The sequence below is a fragment of the Nostoc sp. UHCC 0252 genome (assembly GCF_034931145.1).
GTDB lineage: Bacteria > Cyanobacteriota > Cyanobacteriia > Cyanobacteriales > Nostocaceae > Nostoc.
Window position 1 is genome coordinate 17,925 of the sequence record NZ_JAYGHE010000027.1, and the last position, 23,825, is coordinate 41,749.

A 23,825-nucleotide genomic window follows, 5' to 3' on the forward strand; every position below is an offset into this window, starting at 1 on the left:
TCTTACTGCTTCGCCTCAAGCAGTTACTGGGATGAAACCCTTAAACAAACCTCTCACCCACGACATTAGTCGAATGTCACTGCGTTCACAAACCAAACTCACAGTTAACCAGCCAGGAGATGTTTACGAGCAGGAAGCTGATAGAGTAGCAGGGCAAGTAATGCAGAGGATGAGCGAAACGGGAAATCGCCAGCCTATCCAACGAGAAACATTGCCAGAGGAAGAAGACCAATTACAAATGAAATCCCTGGCAGATTCCATTACTCCTATAGTACAGCGTAAAGGTGGAGGGGGAATAGCAGCAACATCACAGCTAGAAACTTCTATTCAACAAGCACGTGGAAACGGACAGCCCCTTGCAGATGATATCAAGCAACCAATGGAGCAAGCATTTGGGGCTGATTTTGGCAGCGTCCGGGTTCATACGGATTCTGAATCTAATAGTCTGAATGAATCTATACAAGCTCGTGCGTTCACCACAGGGCAGGATGTATTCTTCCGTCAGGGCGAATACTCACCTGGAAGTGATACAGGCAAGGAATTACTAGCCCATGAGTTGACGCACGTTGTCCAGCAGAATGGCAGTGCAGTACAGCCGAAATCTCTTCATGTAGCACCAAAAGAAAACAAACTCCAAACAAAAGCTATGCCGACAACCTCTGCGGGGTATCGGCTACCTATCCAACTGCGGGAGAACTCCCAAAAACCAAGTGAGGAAGATAACCAAAAAAATTCAGAAGCCGTAGAATCCAAAACTGATACAGAAAACGGCGAACAACAAAATCAAGCGACGACAAAAAAAGATCAAGCTACTGCCACACCTCCAGATAATGGAGGTAATGGGGCAACAGATCCACCCCCGACAAAAAAGGTTGATGCAGCAGTAGAATCTTCTGGAAATCTATCAGCAAATCAGAAACAGGCTGAGGGAAACCAACAAAAACAGCCTGAGTCAAAAGATACTAAAAGTAATACAGAAAAAGCAGATTTACCACAGCAAGCTAAAAGCCAAGCAGCATTACCAGGAGGAGATACAGCACTACCAGGAGCAAATGCAGGTAAGGCGATCGCAACCTTACCAGGAGCAAATACAACTAATGCAGCAGTTGGTAGTAAAGCGATCGCTGGTAATGGAAAAAAAGCTCCCACTTGCCCTGAAGATGACCCAGCATTTCAAGCGGTAGCCGGCACAACAAAAGAGGTCGCCGGACAACAGAAAAAACACCCACCTGCTAATAGCAAAGCCCAAGAAGCCCAAGCAGCAGCCCAACCCCCAGGGAATGAAGTAGACAGCAAGGCGCAAGCCAATCAAGTTGGTGAGATGCAACAAGCCCCAACACCGGGATTTGACGCTGCCGCCTTCAAAGCCAAATTGATGGAGCGCATTGCTGATATGGCTCCCAAGAACTTGCAAGAAGCAGACGACTTTAAAAATAACAACAAACTTGATTCTGTTAAGGGCGATTTGAGTGGCAAGGTCAAAGAAGAACAGAAAACCTCTCAGGGTCAGGTAGAAGAGAAAACTAAAGAAAAACCTGATACCAGTGGCATTGAGGCGAAGCAAGTAACACCACTGCCAGCAAAAGATCCAGGGACACCGCCGGCAGCGATTGGGGCAGATCAAGCCGCACCCAAATCTAAGGGACAAGGTGAAGTTGAAGCACCACTGCAAGAAGACAGTAAAAAACTTGACCAGCAGATGCAAGAGGCGGATGTTACCGAAGAGCAATTGGCAAACTCTAATGAACCGGAGTTTCAAGGGGCACTCGCTGCCAAGAAAGATGCTCAAACCCATGCACAAGAAGCGCCGCCACAATATCGCCAGCAAGAGCAAGGCATACTCGCAACCGCTAAAGCTACGGCAGAAGCTACAGCCCAGCAGCATTTGCAAGCAATGCACGGTATCCGTACCCAAAACCTGGGTCAGGTAACAGAACAGCAAGTAGGAGCCAAGAGCAAAGATGAGCAAGCACGGGCAAAAGTTGCTGGTGATATTAATAAAATTTATGACAGTACGAAAGGCAAAGTTGAAAAAACCCTCGGCGATCTAGACGGACAAGTTATACAAGCCTTTGATAATGGTGCTGCGGAAGCCAAGAAAGCCTTCGAGGATTACGTTGGCAAGCGGATGGACGATTATAAGAGCGATCGCTACAGTGGCTTTTTGGGGCCAGGAAAATGGGTGATTGACAAATTGGCTGGTATGCCCTCAGAGGTTAACGTCTTCTATCAAGAAGGTCGCCAGCTTTACATCAATCAGATGGATGGTGTAATTAACAATGTTGTCGCCATTATTAGTAAAGGACTGACGCAAGCCAAAGCAGAAATAGTCAATGGTAAGCAGGAGATTCAGAATTATGTTAACCAACTGCCGCAAGACTTAAAAGGAGTTGGTCAACAAGCCGCCGCAGACATTGACAGCAAATTTGAAGAATTGCAACAAAGTGTTGACGATAAGCAGGATGATCTAATTGACACTCTAGCGCAGAAATATCAGGAGAACTTGGAAGCTGTTGATGCCCGCATTGAAGAGATGAAGGAGGCAAATAAAGGTTTTATTCAAAAAGCTTTCGACTTCATCGTGGGAGTTATCAAGACGATCATCGAACTGACCAAAATGCTTTTGGAAGTGCTAGCGCGAGTTGCTGGCGTAATTGGGCAAATCCTCAAAAACCCGATTGGTTTCTTGACTAATTTGATTCAGGCGCTGAAGCAAGGCTTCCTCAACTTCATGAATAATATCGGGAAGCACCTCCAGCAAGGATTAATTGGCTGGCTGACTGGCACTATGGCAGAAGCTGGTATTGAAATGCCAGAAAACTTAGACATCAAAGGGATCTTTAGCCTAGCAATGCAGCTTTTAGGCTATACATATCAAGCAATTCGCGGCCAGGCTGTGAAAAGATTGGGTGAAGAAAAGGTCGGCCGCTTGGAACAAACTGTTGATGTATTTCAAGTCTTAGCCAGTGAGGGAGTGGCTGGAATGTGGCAGTTTGTCCAAGACAAGTTGGGCGATCTCAACGCCTTGGTGATCGAACCCATCAAGAACTTTATCATTGAAAAGGTGATTACAGCCGGGATTGAGTGGGTTATCAGCTTGTTAATACCGGGTGCAGGCTTCATTAAAGCTGCTAAGGGGATTTATCAGATTGTCAAATTCTTTATCGAACGCGCCCAGCAGATTGCCGATTTAATTAATGCGATACTGGATGCCATTGGTGCGATCGCTAGTGGTGCGATCGATCAAGCAATCAAAGGTGTTGAAAATGCCCTAGCGAAATCTTTACCAGTCGTCATCAGTTTCCTAGCAAGTCTTTTGGGCTTAGATGGAATTGCCGGCAAGATTCAGGCAATATTCCAAAAACTGCGGAAACCGATGGAAAAAGCAGTTGATTGGGTAATTGATAAAGGTGCAAAGGCGTTTAATAAAGTTGGCAGCAAACTTGGGTTTGGCAAGAATAAGAAAAAAGGCAACAAAGACGAAAAAGTTAAGCAAGATGAGGCGATTTCACCAGATGAACAGAAAAAGCATGAGGCTATAGCCAATCAGATTTATCAGGAACTCAAACCTGATGAACAAAACTCAGAAGGATTCAATGAATACTTTAAATCGAAACAAAAACAAGCCAAGAAGTTGCAAAAAATCTATTCTCGCCAGATCAGAAAAGGGATTAAGCTCACTATTGATTTGAAAAAATCCCTACAAAAAGATCAGCAGACTTCAGAAGTAAAACTTCAGATACTAATCAAGCCTAATACTACGGAGAAAGACTACGAAATTTTCCATAAAGAGGGGGAATTAGAAAATAATATTGATGTTCTGATAGAACAAGCTTTGGATACCTTGACTGGCGAATTTTATCAAGGAAAAAGTAATAAAGACAATAAAGACACTACTGCATTACCCAGAGGAATCCAAAGAACAATTGCTAGTATCCAAGCAGATTATGGAAATGCGACTAGACAAGAAAACAACGATATGACAGTAGGAGGCAATAAGTTTTTTGTAGATCAAGATCGCAATAATTATGTCTATCCTTATCAGGCGGCTGCAAAAGCCAACATTACTAAGAAAGATAACAAGATAACGACTAAAGATGAAGTAAGAGGATATGAATATAGTCGTTTTGGAACGGTAACTGTCGGTAAGTTATCCAATTTATTAAGCAACATTCACGAAAACCAGACTACTAATGTGCAAGACACAGCTATACTGATAGCATCCGTAGCGGCAGAACCCTTTAGATATGGGCCAGCCCATATTACTAATTTAATCGCGCTGAATAATCCTGCTAATATGAACCAAGCTGCTTTTGGCATTATGGCTATGACCACGGGGGGTACTGATCCAACCAGTTCAAAAAATGTTCCAAAAGATCCACAAGGAAAAGGTACAGTACCTCAAAAAGTTAGAGGTCGACAAATTGCTATTGTAAAAAATGACACCAACTTATACTCTAAATTAGAACGTTACTATACCAGGAACTCTTCTAAAAACAATGACAACGAAACCATTAGAGTATTCCAGCATATTATCCGTACACATCTCAACAAGATAAAATAATAAAACTTAAGTTCATTTCAAGATTCGTAATCCTATGCTTTATCCTGTAGTTAGAAGCGATAAGTATGGCTTTATTGATTCAAAAGGCGAATTGATTGTAGAACCTACTTACAACCTTGTAGGACGTTTTACCGAAGATAGATGTATCGTCGAAAAATTTTACGAGATTAATTTAGAATCCGATAGGTTACAAGGATATATCAACTCGCACGGTGAGGAAATTATCCCTTTGATATCTTGTCAATTTTGTACGTCTTTCAGTGAAGGACTTGCTCAGTTTGAGGTTGTAAATGGCAAAGTCGGCTTTATTGATCGATGGGGAAAATTCAAGATTACTCCTCAATTTGAAATAGATTACGATGGAGAAGTTAGCTTGGGATTCAGCGAAGGAGTAGCTGCTGTAGCCTTTGAGGAAGGATGGACTTATATCAATATACAGGGCGAAGAACTTTTTGATGTCCGATTTGAAATAGCCAAGCGATTTCAAGACGGATATGCTGTTGTTAGTTCAGTTGAGCAAGCTTCTCAAACACAAGAACTATTTTTTATTGATAGAACTGGTCAACGCCTAGAAACAATACCCTGTAAAATCGGTATCCAGTGTCAGGGATTTAGAAATGGACTGTGTGAGGTTATACTTCCCCTACTATCCCAAGAACATGAACTTGATCGGATAGGGTTTATCAATACCACTGGAAATCTGGCTTTTGAAGGAAGGTTTGCCCATTCTTCCGGTTTTCATGAAGGTCTGTGCATTGTCAAGAAAACAGGAGGTAAATTCGGGGTCATTAATACACAAGGTGAATGGGTTATCGAACCTTCATACGAGGAGATTGGCTTATTTAATTATGGAATTGCTCCATTTCGGCAAAATCAGCAATGGGGCTTGCTAAACACTTTAGGAGAAGTCATCCTCTCTCCCCAATTTGCATTTATTGATAGCTTTATTGGATATCTTCGACCTTCAGATCCTTTTCACAACCGAGAATTTCTGGAACTTACTACGGCAATCTTAGCAGAACCTAGAAAAAAAAATCAACCTAGCAAACAAGTGTACATTAATCGAACAGGAGAGATGATCAGTTCATTTGATATTTGAAATTTCTGCTAGCTGAAGCTGAGTTATTCATAGTAATACCGACAAGCGAGAAAATCAATCTGAGTATTTCTCACCCAATATACTAGCCGATGCTCTAAATTAATTCGCCGTGACCAAATAAGATATGGTCATTAAATCATGAGCAATATTCACCAACTAAGTTCTGCCATAATAATTCCAGTACTTCTCAAAAGTGCGATCGCTAGCTAGGAGAATATCATGCCGGAAAATTCATCGTTGCAACTTTAATCACATCTTTATATGGCAGATCACACTGAAACTCATCAATTTAACACCGACTTAACCCTACACGACTCCTCCCAAACCCCCGTAACCGTTCGCGCGATCGCCCAAATCGAGGAATCAGCAGTGCGATCGCCAATCTTGTAGGTTAGGTTAATAAAATCCAACCAAATAAAGTTTCCGAACCCAAAAAATCAACTATAATTACCACTGAGTTAACTAAATACGACAAAGATAGGACAACTCTTACCATGAAAATCACTGTATCTATCTTTGAATGAATCCTAACAACCCTGACGATCGCAATCAAATTGAAAAAGCAGATCCCTATGACCAAATATTGTTTGAAGGATACACAGATAAAGAAGTAGCAGAAATCAAAACTCTCATGGAAACGTGGGATAAAGCAACCTATACAACCTTAGCCAATAGCATTGTAGATCATGCTAACAGACACGGTTTTAGAGGTAATTATTTAAAATATTTAAGAAAAGCTAGTAATTTTAATAAAAAAGGTGCGCGAAAGAAGCTCTTACCTAATGGGGCATTTAGATGGAATAAAGGCACTGAATTTATCATAGAAAGAAATGAGAAAATTATATCTTACGGAGAAAATTAAGGATAACTATGCAGAACTTAGATTTAAAAAATAAAGCCGACAACGCCAAAAAGACTAAAGAATATATTGAGCAAATATTAAACCAATTGCTGAGTGATTATCAGAAAACCAAAAAAGAAAGACATCAAATAGCTTTATGGGAGGAGTCACAAGATTTTACTGTCTTAGGTGTCATCGAAGTTTTTACTAGTGATATTCGAGGATACGCCTTTCAAGTTGTCGCTAATGATAGTTTAGAAAATAACCAAGAAGTTGTTGAAAATTTACGAAAATTAAAAATATTTGAAATTCCCTATTTTGCTCAGTGGTACTTCTCCACTGAATCTGATTATCCACAGATAAAACGCTATATTGAAACCCTGAATTATCTACGTTTATTAATTATCGAATATATCGGCGAGCGCTGAGATTTAGTGCGATCGCGCCAATCTAACTGATAATACTGCAATCATTGCAAAACCTAAATGCGTTGCCCTACGTCGGCTCCTTTGGAGCATCGCCTCATAGTGACTTGGTAGTGGGATAATATGTAGAGCGATCGCACTGAAACCCGATTTATTAGCGAAACACATTCCACTAACTCAGGTGAGCAATACTCACCAACGAAGTCTGCCATAATAATTTCGGTACTTCTCAAAAGTGCGATCGCTAGCTAGGAGAATATCATGCCGGAAAATTCATCGTTGCAACTTTAATCACATCTTTGTATGGCAGAACACACTGAAACTCATCAATTTAACACCGACTTAACCCTACACGACTCCTCCCAATCTCCCTTAACCGTTCGTGCCATTACCCTCACCCTCACCACACAAAACAACGAACTCATCGCGTGTTGCCTCACCTTCCAAGTCAACCCACAACTCTACCAACGCATCGATACCGCCGCCTTATTCAATCTCAAACCAGATGCGCGTAACCCCCTATCATCTGGTAAATTCCTCAGCAAACCAGACATTACTATCGAAACCAGCCTGAAACCCAATTTATTACCACTACTAGCAGAACACGCCGTCAACATTGATGAAGCTGCAAAATATATCCTGAATTTAAGCCAAGAACAACCCGATAATCAAATCCTCTTCACCGAAAGTTGGTTGGGTTTATCTGTTAAACAGCAACAAGAATCAGGCGAAATCGGCTATCGTACTCTTTGGTCTTATATTAGTCCAGAAAATCTGGCTCAAATAAGCACTTCTGGAGAAGGAATTACTGAAGGTATTGTCAACTTTTTTAAAGATTGGACTGAGGCGAATCTATCTGTCAAAACTCAAAAATCTGCTACCAAAATGCTAGAAGTAATCGAGAAATTTTTGACAGAACTAGCTGATATTAACCCAGATAATATTACACAAAAAATAGAGGCGAATTTGCCCTCATCTCCTACAGATGGTAGTATTTTTGAAGCAATAATCAATTTCTTTACAGTTGATGATTGGCCTTTCGTGCAACTTCCAGGACAGCCAGCTTTACAAATACCGTTTCAAGGCGAAAATGGCAGATGGAATTGTTACGCTAGAGCCAGAAGTGAACAAAATCAATTCGTTTTTTATTCAATTTGTCCAGTCAACGCACCAGAAAATAAGCGGCTGGCTGTAGCAGAGTTTTTAACTAGAGCTAATTGTGGTATGATGATAGGCAACTTTGAGCTAGATTTTACCGACGGGGAAATTAGTTATAAAACCAGCATTGATGTAGAAGGCGACAGACTCAGTTTTGCACTCATTCAACGGGTGGTTTACGCCAATGTGACGATGATGGATGAATACCTGCCAGGGATTTTGTCTGTAATCTATGGTAATCTCTCGGCAGAAGAGGCGATCGCTCAAGTTGAAAGGTAAGCTAATTATTCGTAGTGATACCGACAAGCGAGAAAATCAATCTGAGTGTTTCCCACCCGATAAACAAGCCGATGTTCTAAATCAATTCGCCGCAACCAAATATCTGCATCCATATATTTTAATGGTTCTGGTTTACCAATACCCTCAAACGGGTCTTGCATTACAGCCGTAACCAAATCTAATATTTTCGATGCTTTCTGAGAATCCTGCTTAAACCACCAAGCTAAATCTTCTTTAAAGTGAGAACTAAAACCAGAACTACGATTAACAATAACTGGTTTAATTTCAATAGGTTCAGCTTTCTTTTTCTTCTTGCTCAATCCCCAACTCCTGCTGAAGTTCTGCTAGCGTTTGAGATTGGATTTTTCCTGTTTTTGACTCTTCTATTGCATCCAATAAACGACGCGCATTAGCAGGCGATCGCAAAAGATAAACTGTCTCCAGCAAACTTACCAAATCTGATTCAGCAATCAAGGCTACATTTTCACCATCACGACGGTTGATCATGTACACCTGATGATTTTCTACCACCAGGTCTAATAACTTAAAAAAGTCATTTCTCGCATCGGTTGGGGATGTGATTTTGTAAGGCAACATTACTTAATGTACATAAAGTTGTACATAAATTATAAACTATGCGGTTCGTTCTTCCATTACTGTTATCTAAATCTTGATAAACAAGCGATGTCTAACGACAAGCCGCTACCCGTCTACACCCACGTTGAAAGGTAAGCTAATCATTCAGCATTAGAGATTTTTAGTACACTTGTATGAAGTAAGCCAGATTAAGGTTCAACTAAAACAGGCGTACCAAGTTTGACCATTTCATACAGTTTACGAACATCCTCGTTATACATCCGAACGCAACCATGAGAAGCTGCTTTACCGACAGATGTTTTATCTGGAGTACCATGAAATCCGATGTATTCTCTGCCAACATTCCAAAAGGCAATCCAGCGTTCTCCCAAGGGATTATTTGCACCTGGAAGAACTAATTTTCCAGTTTGAGGATGTGTCCAATCTGGGTTTTTCAACATCTCAATAACTTTGAACTTTCCTATTGGCGTTTCCCATCCTGGTTTACCAACCGCGACTGGGTAGCTAGCTTGTAAACTGTCTCCTTTGTATACATACAGCTTCCGCATACTTCGTTTAAGTACTAGATGGATGTGTTGTTTAGAAGCTGCGGAAACAGTTGGCTTGACTATAGGAGATGCTACTTTCTCAATTGTTTTTTGGGAATCTGCACGTTTCTCAATACTCACCCTAGCAGTATGCTGTGATTGCAGCCAGAACAACAGCGCAATTGCACCCAAACCAATACTTAAACCAGTACAAAGTTCCAGGTTCTTTTTGATTATCTTGTTTTGCATAAACTATTCAGCTTGGAGCAAAGCTAGCTATTTAAGTTAAAATAATTACTTTTTTAATCAACTTTAAGAAATTAAACCAATTTCAAAAAAGAATGCGGCATATAAATACTCCTCAACCCATGTTATTTATGGCTTTCTGAATGAGCGTTTGAGTGACTTGGTATTATCTGATTTATCTAAGGGCATACATTGTACAATTCCAAATCTGAGAGGATGTTTGAAAAGTAGTTTTGTCGGTATCAAAAGTTTTAGAACCCTCTACCCTCTAAATCCCCCGATAAATTGGGGAAATTTGATTCCGGTTTCCTCCTTTTTAAGGAGTTGAAGGTCTAAAAGTACCTAAAGTCACGGCGAAACACTTTTCAAACAACCTCTGAGGCAATACCTAAATCCTTAATCAGGCTACCTGACTTCATTACTACCTTAAAACATTCTTTCCCTCAACAAGCCAAAATTAAAGAATCAGCAAGCTTAATTCCTAAATTCTAATTTTTGGCTTTCCATTTTGCCCTTTATAAATCTATAGTTTTACCATAGTCGTATTGGGAAATTGGGAGAGACTGAAGGTGCTTTTTGAACTGGTGTAGCCGGTTGTTTTATTCTCCTTCTTGAAGGAGTTTGTCTTTGTGGTGTGTCCGTTACTAGTCTAACTCGTGGTCTAGATTCTGGTTTACTAATGGCTGTTGAACGCCTCGATGATCTTCTAGGTTCTTCTCTACTAATGGCTGTTGAACGTCTTGATGACCTTCTAGATTCTGCTCTACTAATGACTGTTCGGCGTGATGAAGAGCGTCTGCTTCCTGGCTGTATTGCAGGCCCCGCAGCAGGTAATCCATCAACAATAATATTATTATTACTATTATTATTGTTTGATGCTATTGCCGGCCCTGCAACAGGAAGTGCTTCTTGGGCTAGTAATCGTTGCGCTGGAAAACAACTCAAACTTGTGAAAACAATTAAAGCAGTAGCAGAAAGTCTAATTTTCATGTTCTTTAATAACCTTTGCTTTATGAACTTTTCAGATACACATCACTGGAATGCCAAACTCAATTAATCAGCTTTATGTGCAGATTATCGATAATTGCGATTGAACTCTTTACAGGACAAATTATCGCTTCCTTCTAATTTATCTTCACGCCAGAGTCCATCTTTCTCAGTTTTATCTGTAAATATATATACTCCTTCTCCTTGACATTTATTCTTAGCAAAGTTTCCTCTATATTCGTTTCCATTTCTCAATTTTAAATATCCCAACCCTTGTAACTCATCATTTTTAAACTGCCCTAAATAATAGTTAATGTTACTTTCTACCGGATATGATAATCTCCCACAACCACTACGTTTATTATTTTTAAAGTCTCCATAATATTGAAATTCATTCTGCTTAAAAGCCATCAACCCTCTACCGTTGGCTTCTTTCGTTTTTGGATTGATCTCCCCATAATATCTATAGACATTAGTTTCCCAGGTTGGTTTGCCTGTCGCTGGGGGGGGCGAGGATAGCTGTTGATCTTTATCGCAAGTTAGTTGAGAGAATTTTGAAGAAGTTGGTATCGTATCTGGTGTTGTTGTGGGAATTGGTACAGCAGTTGGCGTAGAGGATGGCTCTGTTGGGGAAGCTGGTACAGTGTTTGGTTCAGGAGATGGTGGCGATGCTTCTTGCCCTAGTATTTGCTGTATTGGAAGAACACCTAAACTTGTAGAAACAAGTAAACAAGAAGTACAAAGTATAAATTTTATCTTCATAAAGCACCTTTCTTTTGTAATGTATACAACCTAAAGTTAATTCATAAATACTAATTATCTGGGAAATCGTACTTAATTAATACTTATAAATAACGGTATCAAGCCCATAATTAAAACATCATATTTACGAAGTACAAAATATATTAAGTACGTCCACTATGGAGATTTAGTATAAATATTTAATTTATCAAAAAATTGCTAATGAAGTAAGTATAAACCATTAGATGTATTTAATTAGCATAAATTAGAGTAAGCTTAATTATTTCTTCATATTTGAGGATATTTTGCCATTTTTGTGGAAAATGAATAGTAAAGTGCCAGTTTAATAAACTGCGTAATCAAAAATAGCTGAAGTCACGAAAGCCATTTTCAAGTCTTTTAATTAACTTAAGTTTATTATTAATACCTTCTACAGCAGCACTGGTAACTTTTCCGTAAAAATAACCAAACCATCTAACCATTGCACCTAAATTAAGTGGGAGCAACCTAATTTACAAACGGGAGCATTTCACCTTTGCAAATATACCAGGCGATTAGAAATCGCGGCTACACAAACGAAGTCCGCCTACGCGGACTCGAAGAATTTAAAACCAACGGAGGTGGGTTTTGTTTGTATAGCTGCGTTCGCGTAGCGTGCCGGAGGCTCTATTCCATTCGCCAGGGCAGGCGTTTTTACAAAAGTGAGATGCTCACTTTACAAACTACCTCCGCTCTCCACAATATCAATTATTATATGTACTTCCAATCTGAACAATTAAGCAATATCCATCACAGAGCGATCGCAGAACCTTGCGTTTTACTAAATTTACTATCTTTGAAAGCAATTCGGTATAAGGAATTTAAATCCGCCATTAACGCATAAAAGTCCAGTTGCTGGTGAGACTGTTACCTAAGTAAATAAGCTGAAAACTGTTAAAAAGGTTTAGGGCTGAGAAAGCTGATAGTTGGCATACTAGATGCTGAAGACCCCTTACATGAAAAATTATCGCTTCCTTCTAACTTATCTTCACGCCAGATTCCATCTCGCTCAGTTTTATCTGCATATATATATACTCCTTCTCCTTGACATTTATTCTTAGCAAATTTACCTCTATATTCGTTTCCATTTCTCAATTTTAAATATCCCAACCCTTGAGGTTCATCATTTTCAAACTGGCCTAAATAATAGTCAATATTACTTTTTGCCGGATATGATAATCTCCCACAACCACTACGTTTATTTTTTTTAAAGTCTCCATAGTATTGAAAATTATTTTGTTTAAAAGCCATCAACCCTCTACCGTTGGCTTCTTTCGTTTTTTGATTGATCTGCCCGTAATATTTATAGACATCAGTTTCCCAGGTTGGTTTGCCTGTCGCTGGGGGGGGCGAGGATAGCTGTTGATCGCTATCGCAAGGTAGCTGAGAGAATTTTTTGATTGTAGAAGGCGGTTTCGGAGTAACTATTGGTGGTTGTGGAGTAACTGCTTGTGGATTTGGAGGGGTTGGTGATTTAGCAAAATATCTAGATACCACATACAAAGACATGATAGATCCAAGTAAAACTGCTCCGCCTGTTGCGATAACTTTCCGATTAGATAGCGATCGCCAGCGATCTGACTTTGGTGTTGGTGGTGATTGAGTAAGTGCTTGCAACGCTTCTGCTGCTGTTTGGTAACGCTGGCTAAAGTGAGAGCGCACCATATTTGTTAACACCTCGGCAAATCTGTCGCTGACATTCGTCTGATCCCGCCAAATTATTTCACCTGTTACGGGATCTTCGGGTAAATTTTGAGGCGGTATGCCTGTCAGTGCTTGAATTCCTAGCATACCTACTGCATACACATCGCTAGATAGTTTCGGCTTGCCATTAGCTTGTTCATTTGGCATATAGCCATTGGTGCCAATCAGGATGCTTGATGTGACTTGACCTTGAGTATTCGTCTCTAAGCATTTAATTTCTTTCACTGCTCCAAAATCAATCAGCACAATCTTTCCATCTTGACGACGACGCATGATATTGTGTGGCTTAATATCACGATGAATGATACTTTGTTGATGGATAACTACTAAAACTTCTAAAACATCCCTGAGCAGTTTTTTTACTTCTGCTTCGCCCCAAGGCTGACCTGCTATTATTTCTTTGCTTAAGTCATGCCCATCAATAAATTCTTGTACTAGGTAAAATTCGCCGTTTTCTTCAAAATGGGCGAATAGTTCGGGAACTTGGTTGTGAATCTTGTCTAAGCGATATAAAATTTCAGCTTCCCGGTTAAATAAACCTTTAGCAATCTTCAGAAGTACTTCATTCTGGTTTTGTGGCTTCAGGTGTTTGACAACACATTTAGGCTTGGGAGTTGTAGGTATATCCAAATCTTCTGCCAAATATGTCTCGCCAAATCCACCGCTTCCCAAGGGATGAATAATTTTATAACGACTGCGGAGTACTGTGCCAAGAGGATGCATTAGATTTATACAACATTAAATAAGGTATATAGAATTTAATTTATTTTATGGCAGTTTTAACTCAATAAAATACAACAGCCAATTCAGCCCTTTACTCTCAGATTTCTAAGACCTTAAAGGTGGATAGCATATCCTAAAAGCGCTTTTTAGCAGTATAAAATGGACGACCAATATAGTATACTTGAATTTTAATATACGACAATATTGGCAAATTTTGTTTAAAAAATCTATTATGGTAATCTTTCGCCAGAAGAGGCGATTTCTAATAACAAGCCGCTACCCGTCTGTGCCGAAATTTCATGTGGTAGTGGATCAATCAACTACCCCATGAAATTTGACCGTTTTTAGCAACCCTAGTGCATTAACCAAATTTTTGGTTACACAACATATACTGTGAAATTGACTAGATTATCCTGACCAAAGCGCAGTACATCACCATTAAGCAGGCGATATTGCATACCCGGAGTTAGAGGATTGTTGTTTAAATAAATACCATTGGTACTCATATCAACAATCATGTATGCATTTTGCGACCAGTCCCAATCGACTCGCGCATGACGACGAGAGACTATTCCTTCACTGGGGATGCCGGTCAAGTCAATTTCTGGCGGCGCTATTCCTGGACTTTGACTGCGGCGACCAATATAGCCTCCTTCCCCAACCAGGTGAAATTCTCTGCCGGTGGTATGAATCAGCTTTAAGGCTGGCGCTCTTTGAGGCGGAGGGACATAAGCAGGCGGTGTTGGTTGATAAGCAACTCGTGGCTGATAGACTGTTGAATAATCAACGGGGGCTTGTTGGGGAGGTTGGTAGTTAGGTTGCTCAGGCGGACGTTGATACTGAACAGGTGGTGGCTGACTAGGTTGTTGTTGAATAGGCGGTGGTTGACTAGGCGGTTGTGGTGTGGGGGCAACTACATTACCCACAGGAGTGGAACACCAGGGACAAACCTTAGCATTGTTAGGTAGGGCGCGGTTAAAATATTCGCAACTGGGGTTAGGGCACCGATTTGCAGGCATAGGAATTTATATCATCAGGCATAGGTTGTAAAGCTACAAGACCGACTTTACTAAGTAAACACTGACCCTGACGAGTGGTTAGCATCTGAGCAAATGTAGAACCACCAGACAGGCGACTGGTGTCTTTAGGGTACACTACAAAAACAGGGTATCCCAACGGGTAGCTTTGGAAAGTTGTGACATCAACATAATAATCATCATGTTGACACAAGTCATCTGAGGGATTAATTGAGCGGCGATCGCGTCGTTGAAACAGAGGTTGAATTGCTGACTTTTTGCCATCTGCGATCGCTAGCGGATAGCCAGTACACTGTTTCCAAGTTTTACTGATAATACCAAAGCTGATAATACCAGTGGTTCGCCCCTCTAAAGTCTCGCTGCGAATCTGATTTTGAGTTTTTGTTGTATCAAGTTTAGTAACATTTGCTGCAAAGAAAGCTTCGTCTTGAGGGACATTTTTGAGAACTATTTCTTGAAATTTACTGATTGCTTCTGGTTCAGTTGGGGCAAAAGGTTTCACAGGCAAATTTGGAAGTTTGGGACTAATTTGTTGCCAATTGGTAATTTTACCTGTGTAAATTTGACGCAATTGCTCAAGGTTTATTTGCCCGCCAAGAGCATTAGCAAGATTTGAGTCTCTCTTATTAAACGCTACAAAAACAATTAATCCATCATAGGCGACTGGTTTTTTAGCAAGTTTATCTGTGATATTGTCTCCCAAACTAGTAATTGCAAAATCTTTTTTGTTTATTTGGACTTCTTCAATACTTTTAATCGGATTATTTACATTTAATGACAAAACAGATTCATAGTTAAATGTCGCTGTTGCATCTAACTTTGGTCTAGTCAATATCTCTCCTAAGCGACTGTTGTCTATTGGTTGCGTTAAAATATAGCTCCACGTACTATCCTTTTCTCCTGTGTAGGTAAATTGTCCAGAAGGAACGTTAGATACTTCTGAGAAATTACGCACAAGTTTAGACCATAATATATATTGATTAGGACTAACTGTTTTCCTGCCCAGAAACCAATACAAAATTCCTCCGCCGAGTAGTAATAAAGCCAAGATTCCTATCAGGATTAAAGGCATTGGCAAACGCTTGTCAATTACTTGAGAAGTTGTAGAACGCACCGAACTTTTGCCATCATCTTCTTTGGGAAGTTGCAGCAGTGCTTGACGAGCCATTTCAGCATTCTCGAAGGGAGTTTCTAGCCCGATTAGCCGATAAATAAACTGCTTTAAATGGCGATCGCTATCTGGCCATTGTTGATTATCTCTAGGATCAAGAGGCTGATTAGATGAAAAATTAGTTGTCCGTCCTACCCATAAATAAAATGCTAGCAATCCTAACGATTCTAAATCTTGCTCAGGTCTAGCGGGCGCAGGTTGAGGAATAATAGGTGGAATAAATAAGTTTTCCCAAGTAGCTAAATCACAAAAATATATAGAGAACTTTTGATTATTTTCTATTTTAATTAAAGTACTATCTAAACTAATGTTACCGTGAGTTACACCCAACTGTGTTTGATTAGAAGGAAAACGCAGCTTTTGGGTGTGGAGAAACTGGAGAGTTTGTAAACTTTGATTTAGTACTTCACGCACATCAGGAGATGTCATTGCACCCTTTTCAATGAGATATTTCCCTAAAGTTTGGGATGACTCTATGCCTTGAGTGATAAGATAACAGCGTTCTCCTTTCTCATCTGCGATCGCTTCTTTAGTTTCTATAAGACGGAAGTTTTGAATTCGACTATCGGCTAAACTTACCCCGCCTACTCGTTTGAAAGTCTCTTTGCGCTTCAGAGTCTCACTTTCATTAAAAGAACGATTGGGTAGCAGGTATTCTTTGATGATGACAGGTTGTTTGTCCTTAAGTTGGATACCTGAATACAAGCGGCCTAAACCCCGCACACCGATAAAACTAGTTATTTTATAAGTTCCCTGACTTCCTTTAATCTCAGCCTCCTGTGGTAAAGTTGCCGGAAAACCACATTCCAGGCAAAACTTAGCCCCCTTAATTTGCTGTGCCGTTTGAAAAGGGCGATCGCAACTTAAGGGAGAATTGTACGAACAGGGGTATTCTTGATAAAAAGATTCAAATGAAGGCATATAACCAATTCAAAATTCAAAACTTGTACTGAGCCTGTGGAAGTATTCAAAATTTAAAGAGTTATCAAGCGTGAACTAATCCTAACTTGAGGGCAGCCACAATAGCTTGAGTCCGACTAGTAACCTTCAATTTTTCAAAAATACTGGTGAGATGCGCCTTAACAGTCGCAACTGTTACATATAAATGTTTAGCGATTTCTTCATTAGAAGCACCTTGAGTTAACCAGTATAAAACTTCTTGCTCTCTTTCGGTTAAATGCACTTCATGACATGCCTTCAGGCAAGAGTCTGAATAAGCCTGAAAAAACCGGAAAAATCGACTAGCAACTTCTGAAGGTAGATAAATTTCCGATCTTGTAACAGTCTCAATCGCCTCACACAATTGCGTTGCTACACGATTTTTAAACACATAACCTGCGGCTCCCGCCTGCATTGCTCTAAAAATCCAATCGTCTTCTTGATGAGCCGACAACACTAAAACCTTCCCAGTGTAAGCAGTTTCCTTAAGACGTGCCAGAACTGTAATTCCATCACATCCCTTCAATTGCATATCCAGCAAAATTAAATCTGGAGACTTCTGGGCTGTAAACTTTAAAACCTGCTCCACAGAATCTGCATCACCCACAACTTCTACAGGTAATGCAGAATTAATACTATAAAAACTGAGAAGAGTACGTAATCCTTGGCGGAACCGTTCTTCATCATCTACCAATAAAACCGAAAGTTTCTTATTATCATTATTCATTTTTTTATTACGAATTAAGAATTACAAATTACGAATTAATTCCCCCTCCTTTTCCGAGGTAAAATTACAGAAAACTGCGCTCCACTTTCTGATAAGGCTTGTGCCCAAATACTGCCTTGATGATCCAAAACGATTTTTTTAGCAATAGTTAAGCCTAGTCCTGTGCCTCCTTTACGCCGAGAATAAAATGGGGTAAATACTTTTTGTAAATCCTCTTGAGATAATCCTGCCCCTTGATCTGAAATTTTGATTAAAACTTCATCTTGAAAAATTTGCCAGCTACAGGTAATAGTTCCTGAGTTAGGACTGAAATGGACAGCATTACTGAGGATATTATCAAATACCTGTTTCATTTGTAATTTGTCTATATTCAGTACCGTTGATGTCTCAGGCATTAATATTTTAACTTTTTTCTTATTAATTAAAGGCTGTAAATTTGTGATACTTTCTACAAACAAACTTCTTAAATCTTGAGGTTTTACCCTTAATTTTGCTCCTTGTCCACAATCAATAAGCTCATTTAAATTAGTATCTAAATCTTGTATGCTTTCCTTGATGATTGTTGCTTGCCCTTGCCAAGGATTATCCTCCAACCCTAAGCATAAGTTATAAGCATACAATCCTATAAGCCCCAGAGAGTTACGCAATTGATGACCTATCCGATGCAAGATATCTTCTAAAAGTTGAATTTCAGTTTTTTGTCTTCCATAGTCTAAGTAAATATCTACATACTTACTCAGGAGCATAGCAGAGCGTTTTACATATAATTGCAAACTCTCTGAAAGAGGTTTATGAGTAATGATTTGAATGTATTCAGGTTTTTGATTTCTATAGGCAATAGGGCAAATGTAAGAAATAGATGAAAAATCCTTAAGTTTAAATTCATGCAAAGTCAAAGCAGGCGGAAAATCTGTCAGCCATACTTCTGAGCGCAAATAAGCTAAAGTTTGTGGAGAAAAAGGAGCTTGGTCTTGACCATAATTGATAACTTCCTGATGATTTTTCAGCAAGCAATCATGATAGACAATCCGAGCGAAAAAAATTGGATATTGACTAGTTAACTGCTGAGACTCTAGCTGACAAAAGCTCTGAATATTTGAGGAATTCAAATAATTCGAGCTATTTTCTAGTTTTTGTACAGAAAAACCTAGCGTCATAGCTTCACTCGCTTTTTGCAACTAAATATTTTACTCTTCTACTGATCAGTATAAAATTATGCCGCCTCAGTAATGTTTATTTTTTTGTTAAGTTATCTTCTTGGATGCTTAATACAAATAATTATTAAGTTTATATTCATAAGTGCTTCTCATCTATCTAAGTATATATAGGTACGTAGTTTTTTTATTTGTCACACTGCGATAAATCTTGTGAGGATAGGCGTATCGCCCGTTCCACAATAAAAATGTAGTGTGTCTAATTGCCCCAAACTAATCTACAAACTGAAATTGCTGCTTTTCGGATTTTTGAAAATCTAATATCTTCCAGCCCTCCATCATTTAGAGAATGGGGAAGAAGCAAGGGGGCAGGGAGCAGGGAGCAGGGGGCAGGGGGAAAGAATTAATAACCAGTACCCAATGACAAATGACCAATTGAAAAAATATCGACAAAAGTCTAATTACCTTTAGAAGCCTGATACATATACTGTATATGCATCTGGATTAGCTACCAGCAGAACACCTTCATGCTTATCTTCGTTCTTCAAACTTTAGCCGATATTCTAGCTGGAGGAACCTCACTTACCAGTACAGAGCAAATTGATTTTAGCCATCCTGGTAATCGAAGGGAAGAGGGAGCAGGGCCGACTCTCAATTTATACATTTTTGATATACGTGAGAGTAAGCAGGTACAACATTCTGGTAGGCAAGTTGAACGCAAGCTAACACGCGCTCTACAACCTGCCACAGTAAATTGGGCACCCGCTTGGTTTGATGTTTCTCTGCTATTAACAGCCTGGGATAGAACAGCTTTAGGTGAGCATCACTTTATCAGTGAGGCATTGACTGTGCTGTTACGTCATCGCACTTTGGAAGAGGAGTTTTTGGTTCCTGAATTACGGGGCTATGGTAATTTGAACATGACAGTTGCCCTAGAGCCGCCAATTGAGATTGGTTCTTTATGGAGCGCTCTCAATGTGCCATTACGTTCGGCCTTATATTTGACAGTTACAATCCCCTTCGAGCCACAACCTACTCCAGTGCCTTTGGTTTGGGAGCGGATTTTCAATTTGCGAAATCAATTGTCTCGTGATAGCGACAGTCTAGTATTAACCAGGCGAGTTGCGATCGCGGGTATTGTCAAAAGTGCGGTGACAAATCTGCCGTTGGTAGCGACAGAAGTAGCTGTGAGGGGAACTGAAAAATCCATATTAACCACTAAAGAAGGGCTGTTCTTTTTTGAAGACCTTCATTTAGGTAATTATGTTTTGACTCTGAATCATCCTGGCTATTTACCCCAAAACGTCAATGCATTGGTAGATAACCAAAGTCATACTTTCAAAGAAATATTTCTAACTCCTGAATAATTAACTTTTTACTGACTTGGAGAAACTTTCATGGCTAGACTTGATTACTTTGCTCCTGGTGTCTATATCGAAGAAATTGACCGGGGTAGCCGACCAATTGAAGGTGTTAGCACGGCAGTGGCCGGATTTGTAGGCTTTACAGAAGACGTTCGTGGTGGGGCTGAGTTATACAAGCCCATGCTAGTAACCACTTGGACGCAATATTTAAACTATTTTGCTCGTCCCAACTCTGACGGCTTCACCGACTTCAACGCCTATTTACCATTTTCCGTCTACGGCTACTTTATGAATGGTGGCGGTCGTTGTTGGGTAACAAGCATCGGCACTCAGTTACCAGGCGCACCCAGACCTGCAACTCCAGAACCGGCTACCCTCAGAATCAACTCTAGAGGTAATCGTCCAGCTCTCCGCTTTACTTTGCGCCCTGAGCAAGCAGCAGGCGGATTAGTAAATCTCGTCATTATTGATGGTTCGCCCCGCGCCCTACCAGAAGGTACTGAAGGTGAAGCGCCTCCAAATACGGGTGAATATTTTACCATCCAAATCCGTCGGGGAGATGAGCTTCTAGAGCAATACGAAAACTTGAGCATGAACCGCGACCCTAATGCTCAAGTCGCAACTTATGCGGTGGCGGCATTGAGAAATTCGATGTATGTCAGTGTAGAAGACATAACTCAAAGTGGACAGCCTTTAGCTCGTCGTCCCGTTAATGGTCAATATGAACTAGCGCCGCCCATTGTCGCCGCCCCACCCGACAGATTTTCACAAAATTTAGAAGGGGTTCGAGACGATCGCACCGGGGTACGCGGTATCTTTGAAGTTGACGAAATCACGATGCTGGCCTGTCCTGATGTGATGCGGGCTTATCAAGAACAGGTACTTAATTTAGATCAAGTTCATGGCATCATCGAACTGATGATTAGTATGTGTGAGGGTTCTGCCAGTGGCGATATTCCCAACCCGCCTAACCGTATGGTTGTACTGGATGCGCCACCGGATGCCGTCAAACCCCAGCAAGTAGTGGAGTGGTTGAATAGATTTAACCGCCGTTCCATGTTTGCGGCCCTTTATTATCCTTGGATCAAAGTACCTAATCCACGCGATCGCGGTAATCCAATTTTAGTACCTCCTTGTGGCCATGTGATGGGTGTTTGGGCCCGCACCGACGAAACCAGAGGAGTTTACAAAGCCCCTGCAAATGAAGTTCCTAGAGGCGTAATTGGTTTAGGCTATGACACCAACTTCCGCGAACAAGAACTATTAAACCCCTTGGGAATAAATTGCATTCGCAATTTCCCAAATCGAGGTATCCGCATTTGGGGCGCACGCACTTTAGTTGAGCCAGATAAAACAGAATGGCGTTACATCAGTGTGCGTAGATTAATTAGCTATATCGAAAAATCCCTAGAATTGGGAACTCAATGGGTAGTTTTTGAACCGAACGACCAAGATTTATGGGCACGTGTCACCCGCACTGTGAGCAACTTCTTAGAGCGTATCTGGCGTGAAGGTGCTTTATTTGGGGCATCTCCAGCACAAGCATTCTATGTCAAGTGTGACGAAGAATTGAACCCACCAGAAACCAGAATTTTAGGACGTTTATATATTGAAGTCGGTGTTTGCCCAGTCAGACCGGCTGAATTTGTTGTTTTCCGCATCAGCCAATGGAATGGCATTGAAGATAGCGAATAGGGTACTGGGGATTGGGAATTGGAAATTGGGAACTTGTACTGAGCGACTTGTGCCGAGCGAAGCCGAGGTAAGCCGAAGTATTGGAAATTAGGAATTGGGAATTGGAAATTGGGGAAAAACTTGTTTCAAGTTCTCACCCCCTGTCCCCTTGCTCCCTGCTCCCTGCTCCCTGCCCCCTGCCCCCTGCCCCCTTGCTTCTTCCCCATCCCCCATTCCCAAATTAACTACACACAAAGGAGTCTAAAAGTATGGCAGGCGAATTTTTAACCTCTTGTAAATTTTACTTTGAGGCTGATGGAATTACTGATAAATTTATCAAAGAAATTAGTGGCTTAGGCGTTGAAAACACTCCAGCGCAAGAAGTCCACGGTTCATCTAAGGGCGCTAAACTAATGCGTCAAGCAACACCAACTGTTGTTAAATTTACCAATATCACGGTCAAAGTCATCGCCACCGATGATATAGACCTTTATAAATGGTATCAAGACTGTAACGAAGACATGGGAGACCCTCGGAAGTGGGCACAAAATCGTAAGACTGGTTCAGTGGTTGCTTATGACCAACAAGGCTCTGAAAAAGCACGCTGGAACATTGTCAATTGCTATCCCTGTAAATACACCGGGCCTACCTTAACAGCTTCTGGTGGTGATATGGCGAATGAAACAGTTGAATTGGTTCACGAAGGAATTAAACGAATCAAATAATCGTAATTACGTAAAGCCTGCGGCATAGCTTTGCTTAGAGCGTTCCGCAAGCTTAATTACGAATTACGAACTACGAATTACGAATTATTTAACAGTGGTACAATCCGCAAACCGAATTCCAGAAGTTCTAACAGCCCATCGGTTCTATTTAGAACTGACACTAGAAGGGCAAAACGATGCCAATTGCTTTTTTTTGGAGTGTCAAGGCTTCAAAAGAACACAAGAGGTAATTGAAATTTCTGAAGTTACTTCTCAAACCTGGGGTACAAAAGGGCAGTCAAAAGGTCAGGTGGTAAGAACTAAACTTCCTAGCAATCCCAAGAGTGGTAATCTCACTTTACGTAGAGGTACTACTAAATCTATGGATTTTTGGAAGTGGTTTGAAAAAGTCGAAAAAGGTAATTGGGCACAGCAACGTAGACTTGTTGCTTTGTCTATTTATAATCAGGCAAATGAAGAAGTAGCTAGATTTGAATTAGCCGGTGCTTGGCCCGCAAGTTACAAAATTGCTGATGTCAACGCCCGCAGCCATGACATCGAAATTGAGGAAGTGGAGGTTGCTTTTGAGGAATTTAAGCGCGTGAAGTAATTAGGAGGAGTATGTTTCCTACAGAGTTTGAATTTACATTGCCAAAGGGGTATCTAGACTCTGAAGGCAACCTCCACCGCAAAGGTGTAATGCGGTTATCAACGGCGATAGACGAGATTGCACCCTTGCGTGACCCGCGTGTTAAAGCTAATCCCGTTTATGCCACTATTATTATCTTGTCACGAGTGATTACCCACTTGGGTGCTTTATCAGAAGTGACTCCTGCAATAGTGGAAAACTTTTTTGCCCAAGATTTAAATTACCTCCAGGATTTTTATCGCCGAATTAATGGCTTGGAAGGTGAAACTTCCATACCGGAAGATACGGTAAATTCTCCCGAAACGCTTATTCATAATTGAGTTGGGAATGGGGAATGGGGAATGGGGAATGGGAGTGGGGCGCAGGAGAGCAGACAGCAAAGACTCATTAACGGAGTTCAAAGCTTCATTAATGGAGTTCAAAGACTCATTAATGGAGCTAAAAGACTCATTAATGGAGCTAAAAGACTCATTAAT

The 23,825-nt window shown here is 40.5% G+C and carries 22 protein-coding genes and 2 pseudogenes; 12 read left to right on the forward strand and 12 right to left on the reverse strand.

Annotated features, from left to right (window positions below; all coding sequences use genetic code 11):
- The first annotated feature begins 31 nt into the window (after positions 1-31).
- Both VB732_RS16660 and VB732_RS16665 read left to right on the forward strand, forming a co-directional pair.
- Complete coding sequence (locus VB732_RS16660; RefSeq protein ID WP_323231982.1) at positions 32-4,564, forward strand: eCIS core domain-containing protein; 4,533 nt, start codon at positions 32-34, stop codon at positions 4,562-4,564.
- A 34-nt stretch (positions 4,565-4,598) separates the two neighbouring features.
- Entirely contained in the window at positions 4,599-5,663 is a 1,065-nt protein-coding gene (locus VB732_RS16665) for a WG repeat-containing protein (protein WP_323231983.1), read from the forward strand.
- A 23-nt stretch (positions 5,664-5,686) separates the two neighbouring features.
- Here the strand turns inward: VB732_RS16665 and VB732_RS16670 are convergent.
- A pseudogene (locus tag VB732_RS16670) lies at positions 5,687-5,782 on the reverse strand (type II toxin-antitoxin system YoeB family toxin); the annotation flags it as partial.
- Between the two features lie 142 nt (positions 5,783-5,924).
- On the opposite strand from VB732_RS16670, the gene VB732_RS16675 reads away from it, so the two are divergent.
- From VB732_RS16675 to VB732_RS16685, 3 genes are all read left to right on the forward strand, one after another.
- A complete protein-coding gene (locus VB732_RS16675) occupies positions 5,925-6,053 on the forward strand; it encodes a hypothetical protein (RefSeq protein ID WP_323231984.1) in 129 nt (42 codons plus the stop codon).
- 130 nt (positions 6,054-6,183) lie between these two features.
- Complete coding sequence (locus tag VB732_RS16680) at positions 6,184-6,525, forward strand: hypothetical protein (RefSeq protein ID WP_323231985.1); 342 nt, start codon at positions 6,184-6,186, stop codon at positions 6,523-6,525.
- An 8-nt stretch (positions 6,526-6,533) separates the two neighbouring features.
- Entirely contained in the window at positions 6,534-6,932 is a 399-nt protein-coding gene (locus VB732_RS16685) for a hypothetical protein (protein ID WP_322645484.1), read from the forward strand.
- A gap of 3 nt (positions 6,933-6,935) precedes the next feature.
- Here VB732_RS16685 and VB732_RS16690 read toward each other — a convergent pair whose 3' ends face one another.
- Entirely contained in the window at positions 6,936-7,097 is a 162-nt protein-coding gene (locus tag VB732_RS16690; RefSeq protein ID WP_323231986.1) for a hypothetical protein, read from the reverse strand.
- A 135-nt stretch (positions 7,098-7,232) separates the two neighbouring features.
- Between VB732_RS16690 and VB732_RS16695 the strand changes: the two genes are divergently transcribed.
- Positions 7,233-8,366 (forward strand): YbjN domain-containing protein, encoded by a 1,134-nt coding sequence (locus tag VB732_RS16695; protein WP_323231987.1) that lies wholly within the window; start codon positions 7,233-7,235, stop codon positions 8,364-8,366.
- A 5-nt stretch (positions 8,367-8,371) separates the two neighbouring features.
- Here VB732_RS16695 and VB732_RS16700 read toward each other — a convergent pair whose 3' ends face one another.
- The 3 genes from VB732_RS16700 to VB732_RS16710 all read right to left on the reverse strand — a co-directional run bounded on the left by VB732_RS16700 (position 8,372) and on the right by VB732_RS16710 (position 9,739).
- Complete coding sequence (locus tag VB732_RS16700; protein ID WP_323231988.1) at positions 8,372-8,686, reverse strand: Txe/YoeB family addiction module toxin; 315 nt, start codon at positions 8,684-8,686, stop codon at positions 8,372-8,374.
- Positions 8,661-8,963, reverse strand: coding sequence for a type II toxin-antitoxin system Phd/YefM family antitoxin (locus VB732_RS16705; protein WP_323231989.1), 303 nt, complete (start codon positions 8,961-8,963; stop codon positions 8,661-8,663). The genes VB732_RS16700 and VB732_RS16705 overlap by 26 nt, the downstream gene beginning before the upstream one ends.
- Before the next feature lie 188 nt (positions 8,964-9,151).
- A complete protein-coding gene (locus VB732_RS16710; RefSeq protein ID WP_323231990.1) occupies positions 9,152-9,739 on the reverse strand; it encodes a L,D-transpeptidase in 588 nt (195 codons plus the stop codon).
- A gap of 631 nt (positions 9,740-10,370) precedes the next feature.
- Between VB732_RS16710 and VB732_RS16715 the strand changes: the two genes are divergently transcribed.
- Complete coding sequence (locus tag VB732_RS16715; RefSeq protein ID WP_323231991.1) at positions 10,371-10,793, forward strand: hypothetical protein; 423 nt, start codon at positions 10,371-10,373, stop codon at positions 10,791-10,793.
- 17 nt (positions 10,794-10,810) lie between these two features.
- Here VB732_RS16715 and VB732_RS16720 read toward each other — a convergent pair whose 3' ends face one another.
- From VB732_RS16720 to VB732_RS16750, 7 genes and pseudogenes are all read right to left on the reverse strand, one after another.
- Entirely contained in the window at positions 10,811-11,485 is a 675-nt protein-coding gene (locus VB732_RS16720) for a hypothetical protein (RefSeq protein ID WP_323231992.1), read from the reverse strand.
- Between the two features lie 338 nt (positions 11,486-11,823).
- Positions 11,824-11,952 (reverse strand): annotated as a pseudogene (locus VB732_RS16725) (transposase); the annotation flags it as partial.
- Positions 11,953-12,397: 445 nt separating this feature from the next.
- Positions 12,398-13,930, reverse strand: a complete 1,533-nt coding sequence (locus tag VB732_RS16730) for a protein kinase domain-containing protein (RefSeq protein WP_323231993.1) — start codon at positions 13,928-13,930, stop codon at positions 12,398-12,400.
- Positions 13,931-14,307: 377 nt separating this feature from the next.
- Positions 14,308-14,949, reverse strand: a complete 642-nt coding sequence (locus VB732_RS16735; RefSeq protein WP_323231994.1) for an FHA domain-containing protein — start codon at positions 14,947-14,949, stop codon at positions 14,308-14,310.
- Positions 14,927-17,059, reverse strand: a complete 2,133-nt coding sequence (locus tag VB732_RS16740) for a substrate-binding domain-containing protein (protein ID WP_323231995.1) — start codon at positions 17,057-17,059, stop codon at positions 14,927-14,929. Before VB732_RS16740 ends, VB732_RS16735 begins: the two co-directional genes overlap by 23 nt.
- A 64-nt stretch (positions 17,060-17,123) precedes the next feature.
- Positions 17,124-17,804, reverse strand: a complete 681-nt coding sequence (locus tag VB732_RS16745; RefSeq protein ID WP_323231996.1) for a response regulator transcription factor — start codon at positions 17,802-17,804, stop codon at positions 17,124-17,126.
- Between the two features lie 35 nt (positions 17,805-17,839).
- The gene (locus VB732_RS16750) at positions 17,840-18,814 is read right to left on the reverse strand and encodes a HAMP domain-containing sensor histidine kinase (protein WP_323231997.1); all 975 of its coding nucleotides are present in this window, start codon (positions 18,812-18,814) and stop codon (positions 17,840-17,842) included.
- A 671-nt stretch (positions 18,815-19,485) separates the two neighbouring features.
- Here VB732_RS16750 and VB732_RS16755 point away from each other — a divergent pair.
- From VB732_RS16755 to VB732_RS16775, 5 genes are all read left to right on the forward strand, one after another.
- Positions 19,486-20,325: a Pvc16 family protein gene (locus VB732_RS16755; protein ID WP_323231998.1), complete on the forward strand. Its 840-nt coding sequence runs from the start codon at positions 19,486-19,488 to the stop codon at positions 20,323-20,325.
- A 30-nt stretch (positions 20,326-20,355) separates the two neighbouring features.
- Positions 20,356-22,017, forward strand: coding sequence for a phage tail sheath family protein (locus VB732_RS16760; protein ID WP_323231999.1), 1,662 nt, complete (start codon positions 20,356-20,358; stop codon positions 22,015-22,017).
- A 248-nt stretch (positions 22,018-22,265) separates the two neighbouring features.
- Positions 22,266-22,721 (forward strand): phage tail protein, encoded by a 456-nt coding sequence (locus VB732_RS16765; protein ID WP_094331970.1) that lies wholly within the window; start codon positions 22,266-22,268, stop codon positions 22,719-22,721.
- Between the two features lie 94 nt (positions 22,722-22,815).
- Positions 22,816-23,310: a phage tail protein gene (locus VB732_RS16770; protein WP_323232000.1), complete on the forward strand. Its 495-nt coding sequence runs from the start codon at positions 22,816-22,818 to the stop codon at positions 23,308-23,310.
- 11 nt (positions 23,311-23,321) lie between these two features.
- Entirely contained in the window at positions 23,322-23,669 is a 348-nt protein-coding gene (locus VB732_RS16775; protein ID WP_323232001.1) for a hypothetical protein, read from the forward strand.
- The last annotated feature ends 156 nt before the right edge of the window (positions 23,670-23,825 follow it).

What these genes read in the sequence shown, in the direction of transcription:
- VB732_RS16660 (WP_323231982.1), top strand. Translation starts at nt 32, where the DNA reads ATGAAACCCTTAAACAAACCTCTCACCCACGACATTAGTCGAATGTCA.
- VB732_RS16665 (WP_323231983.1), top strand. Translation starts at nt 4,599, where the DNA reads ATGCTTTATCCTGTAGTTAGAAGCGATAAGTATGGCTTTATTGATTCA.
- VB732_RS16675 (WP_323231984.1), top strand. Translation starts at nt 5,925, where the DNA reads ATGGCAGATCACACTGAAACTCATCAATTTAACACCGACTTAACCCTA.
- VB732_RS16680 (WP_323231985.1), top strand. Translation starts at nt 6,184, where the DNA reads ATGAATCCTAACAACCCTGACGATCGCAATCAAATTGAAAAAGCAGAT.
- VB732_RS16685 (WP_322645484.1), top strand. Translation starts at nt 6,534, where the DNA reads ATGCAGAACTTAGATTTAAAAAATAAAGCCGACAACGCCAAAAAGACT.
- VB732_RS16690 (WP_323231986.1), bottom strand. Translation starts at nt 7,097, where the DNA reads ATGTGTTTCGCTAATAAATCGGGTTTCAGTGCGATCGCTCTACATATT.
- VB732_RS16695 (WP_323231987.1), top strand. Translation starts at nt 7,233, where the DNA reads ATGGCAGAACACACTGAAACTCATCAATTTAACACCGACTTAACCCTA.
- VB732_RS16705 (WP_323231989.1), bottom strand. Translation starts at nt 8,963, where the DNA reads ATGTTGCCTTACAAAATCACATCCCCAACCGATGCGAGAAATGACTTT.
- VB732_RS16710 (WP_323231990.1), bottom strand. Translation starts at nt 9,739, where the DNA reads ATGCAAAACAAGATAATCAAAAAGAACCTGGAACTTTGTACTGGTTTA.
- VB732_RS16720 (WP_323231992.1), bottom strand. Translation starts at nt 11,485, where the DNA reads ATGAAGATAAAATTTATACTTTGTACTTCTTGTTTACTTGTTTCTACA.
- VB732_RS16730 (WP_323231993.1), bottom strand. Translation starts at nt 13,930, where the DNA reads ATGCATCCTCTTGGCACAGTACTCCGCAGTCGTTATAAAATTATTCAT.
- VB732_RS16735 (WP_323231994.1), bottom strand. Translation starts at nt 14,949, where the DNA reads ATGCCTGCAAATCGGTGCCCTAACCCCAGTTGCGAATATTTTAACCGC.
- VB732_RS16740 (WP_323231995.1), bottom strand. Translation starts at nt 17,059, where the DNA reads ATGCCTTCATTTGAATCTTTTTATCAAGAATACCCCTGTTCGTACAAT.
- VB732_RS16745 (WP_323231996.1), bottom strand. Translation starts at nt 17,804, where the DNA reads ATGAATAATGATAATAAGAAACTTTCGGTTTTATTGGTAGATGATGAA.
- VB732_RS16755 (WP_323231998.1), top strand. Translation starts at nt 19,486, where the DNA reads ATGCTTATCTTCGTTCTTCAAACTTTAGCCGATATTCTAGCTGGAGGA.
- VB732_RS16760 (WP_323231999.1), top strand. Translation starts at nt 20,356, where the DNA reads ATGGCTAGACTTGATTACTTTGCTCCTGGTGTCTATATCGAAGAAATT.
- VB732_RS16765 (WP_094331970.1), top strand. Translation starts at nt 22,266, where the DNA reads ATGGCAGGCGAATTTTTAACCTCTTGTAAATTTTACTTTGAGGCTGAT.
- VB732_RS16775 (WP_323232001.1), top strand. Translation starts at nt 23,322, where the DNA reads ATGTTTCCTACAGAGTTTGAATTTACATTGCCAAAGGGGTATCTAGAC.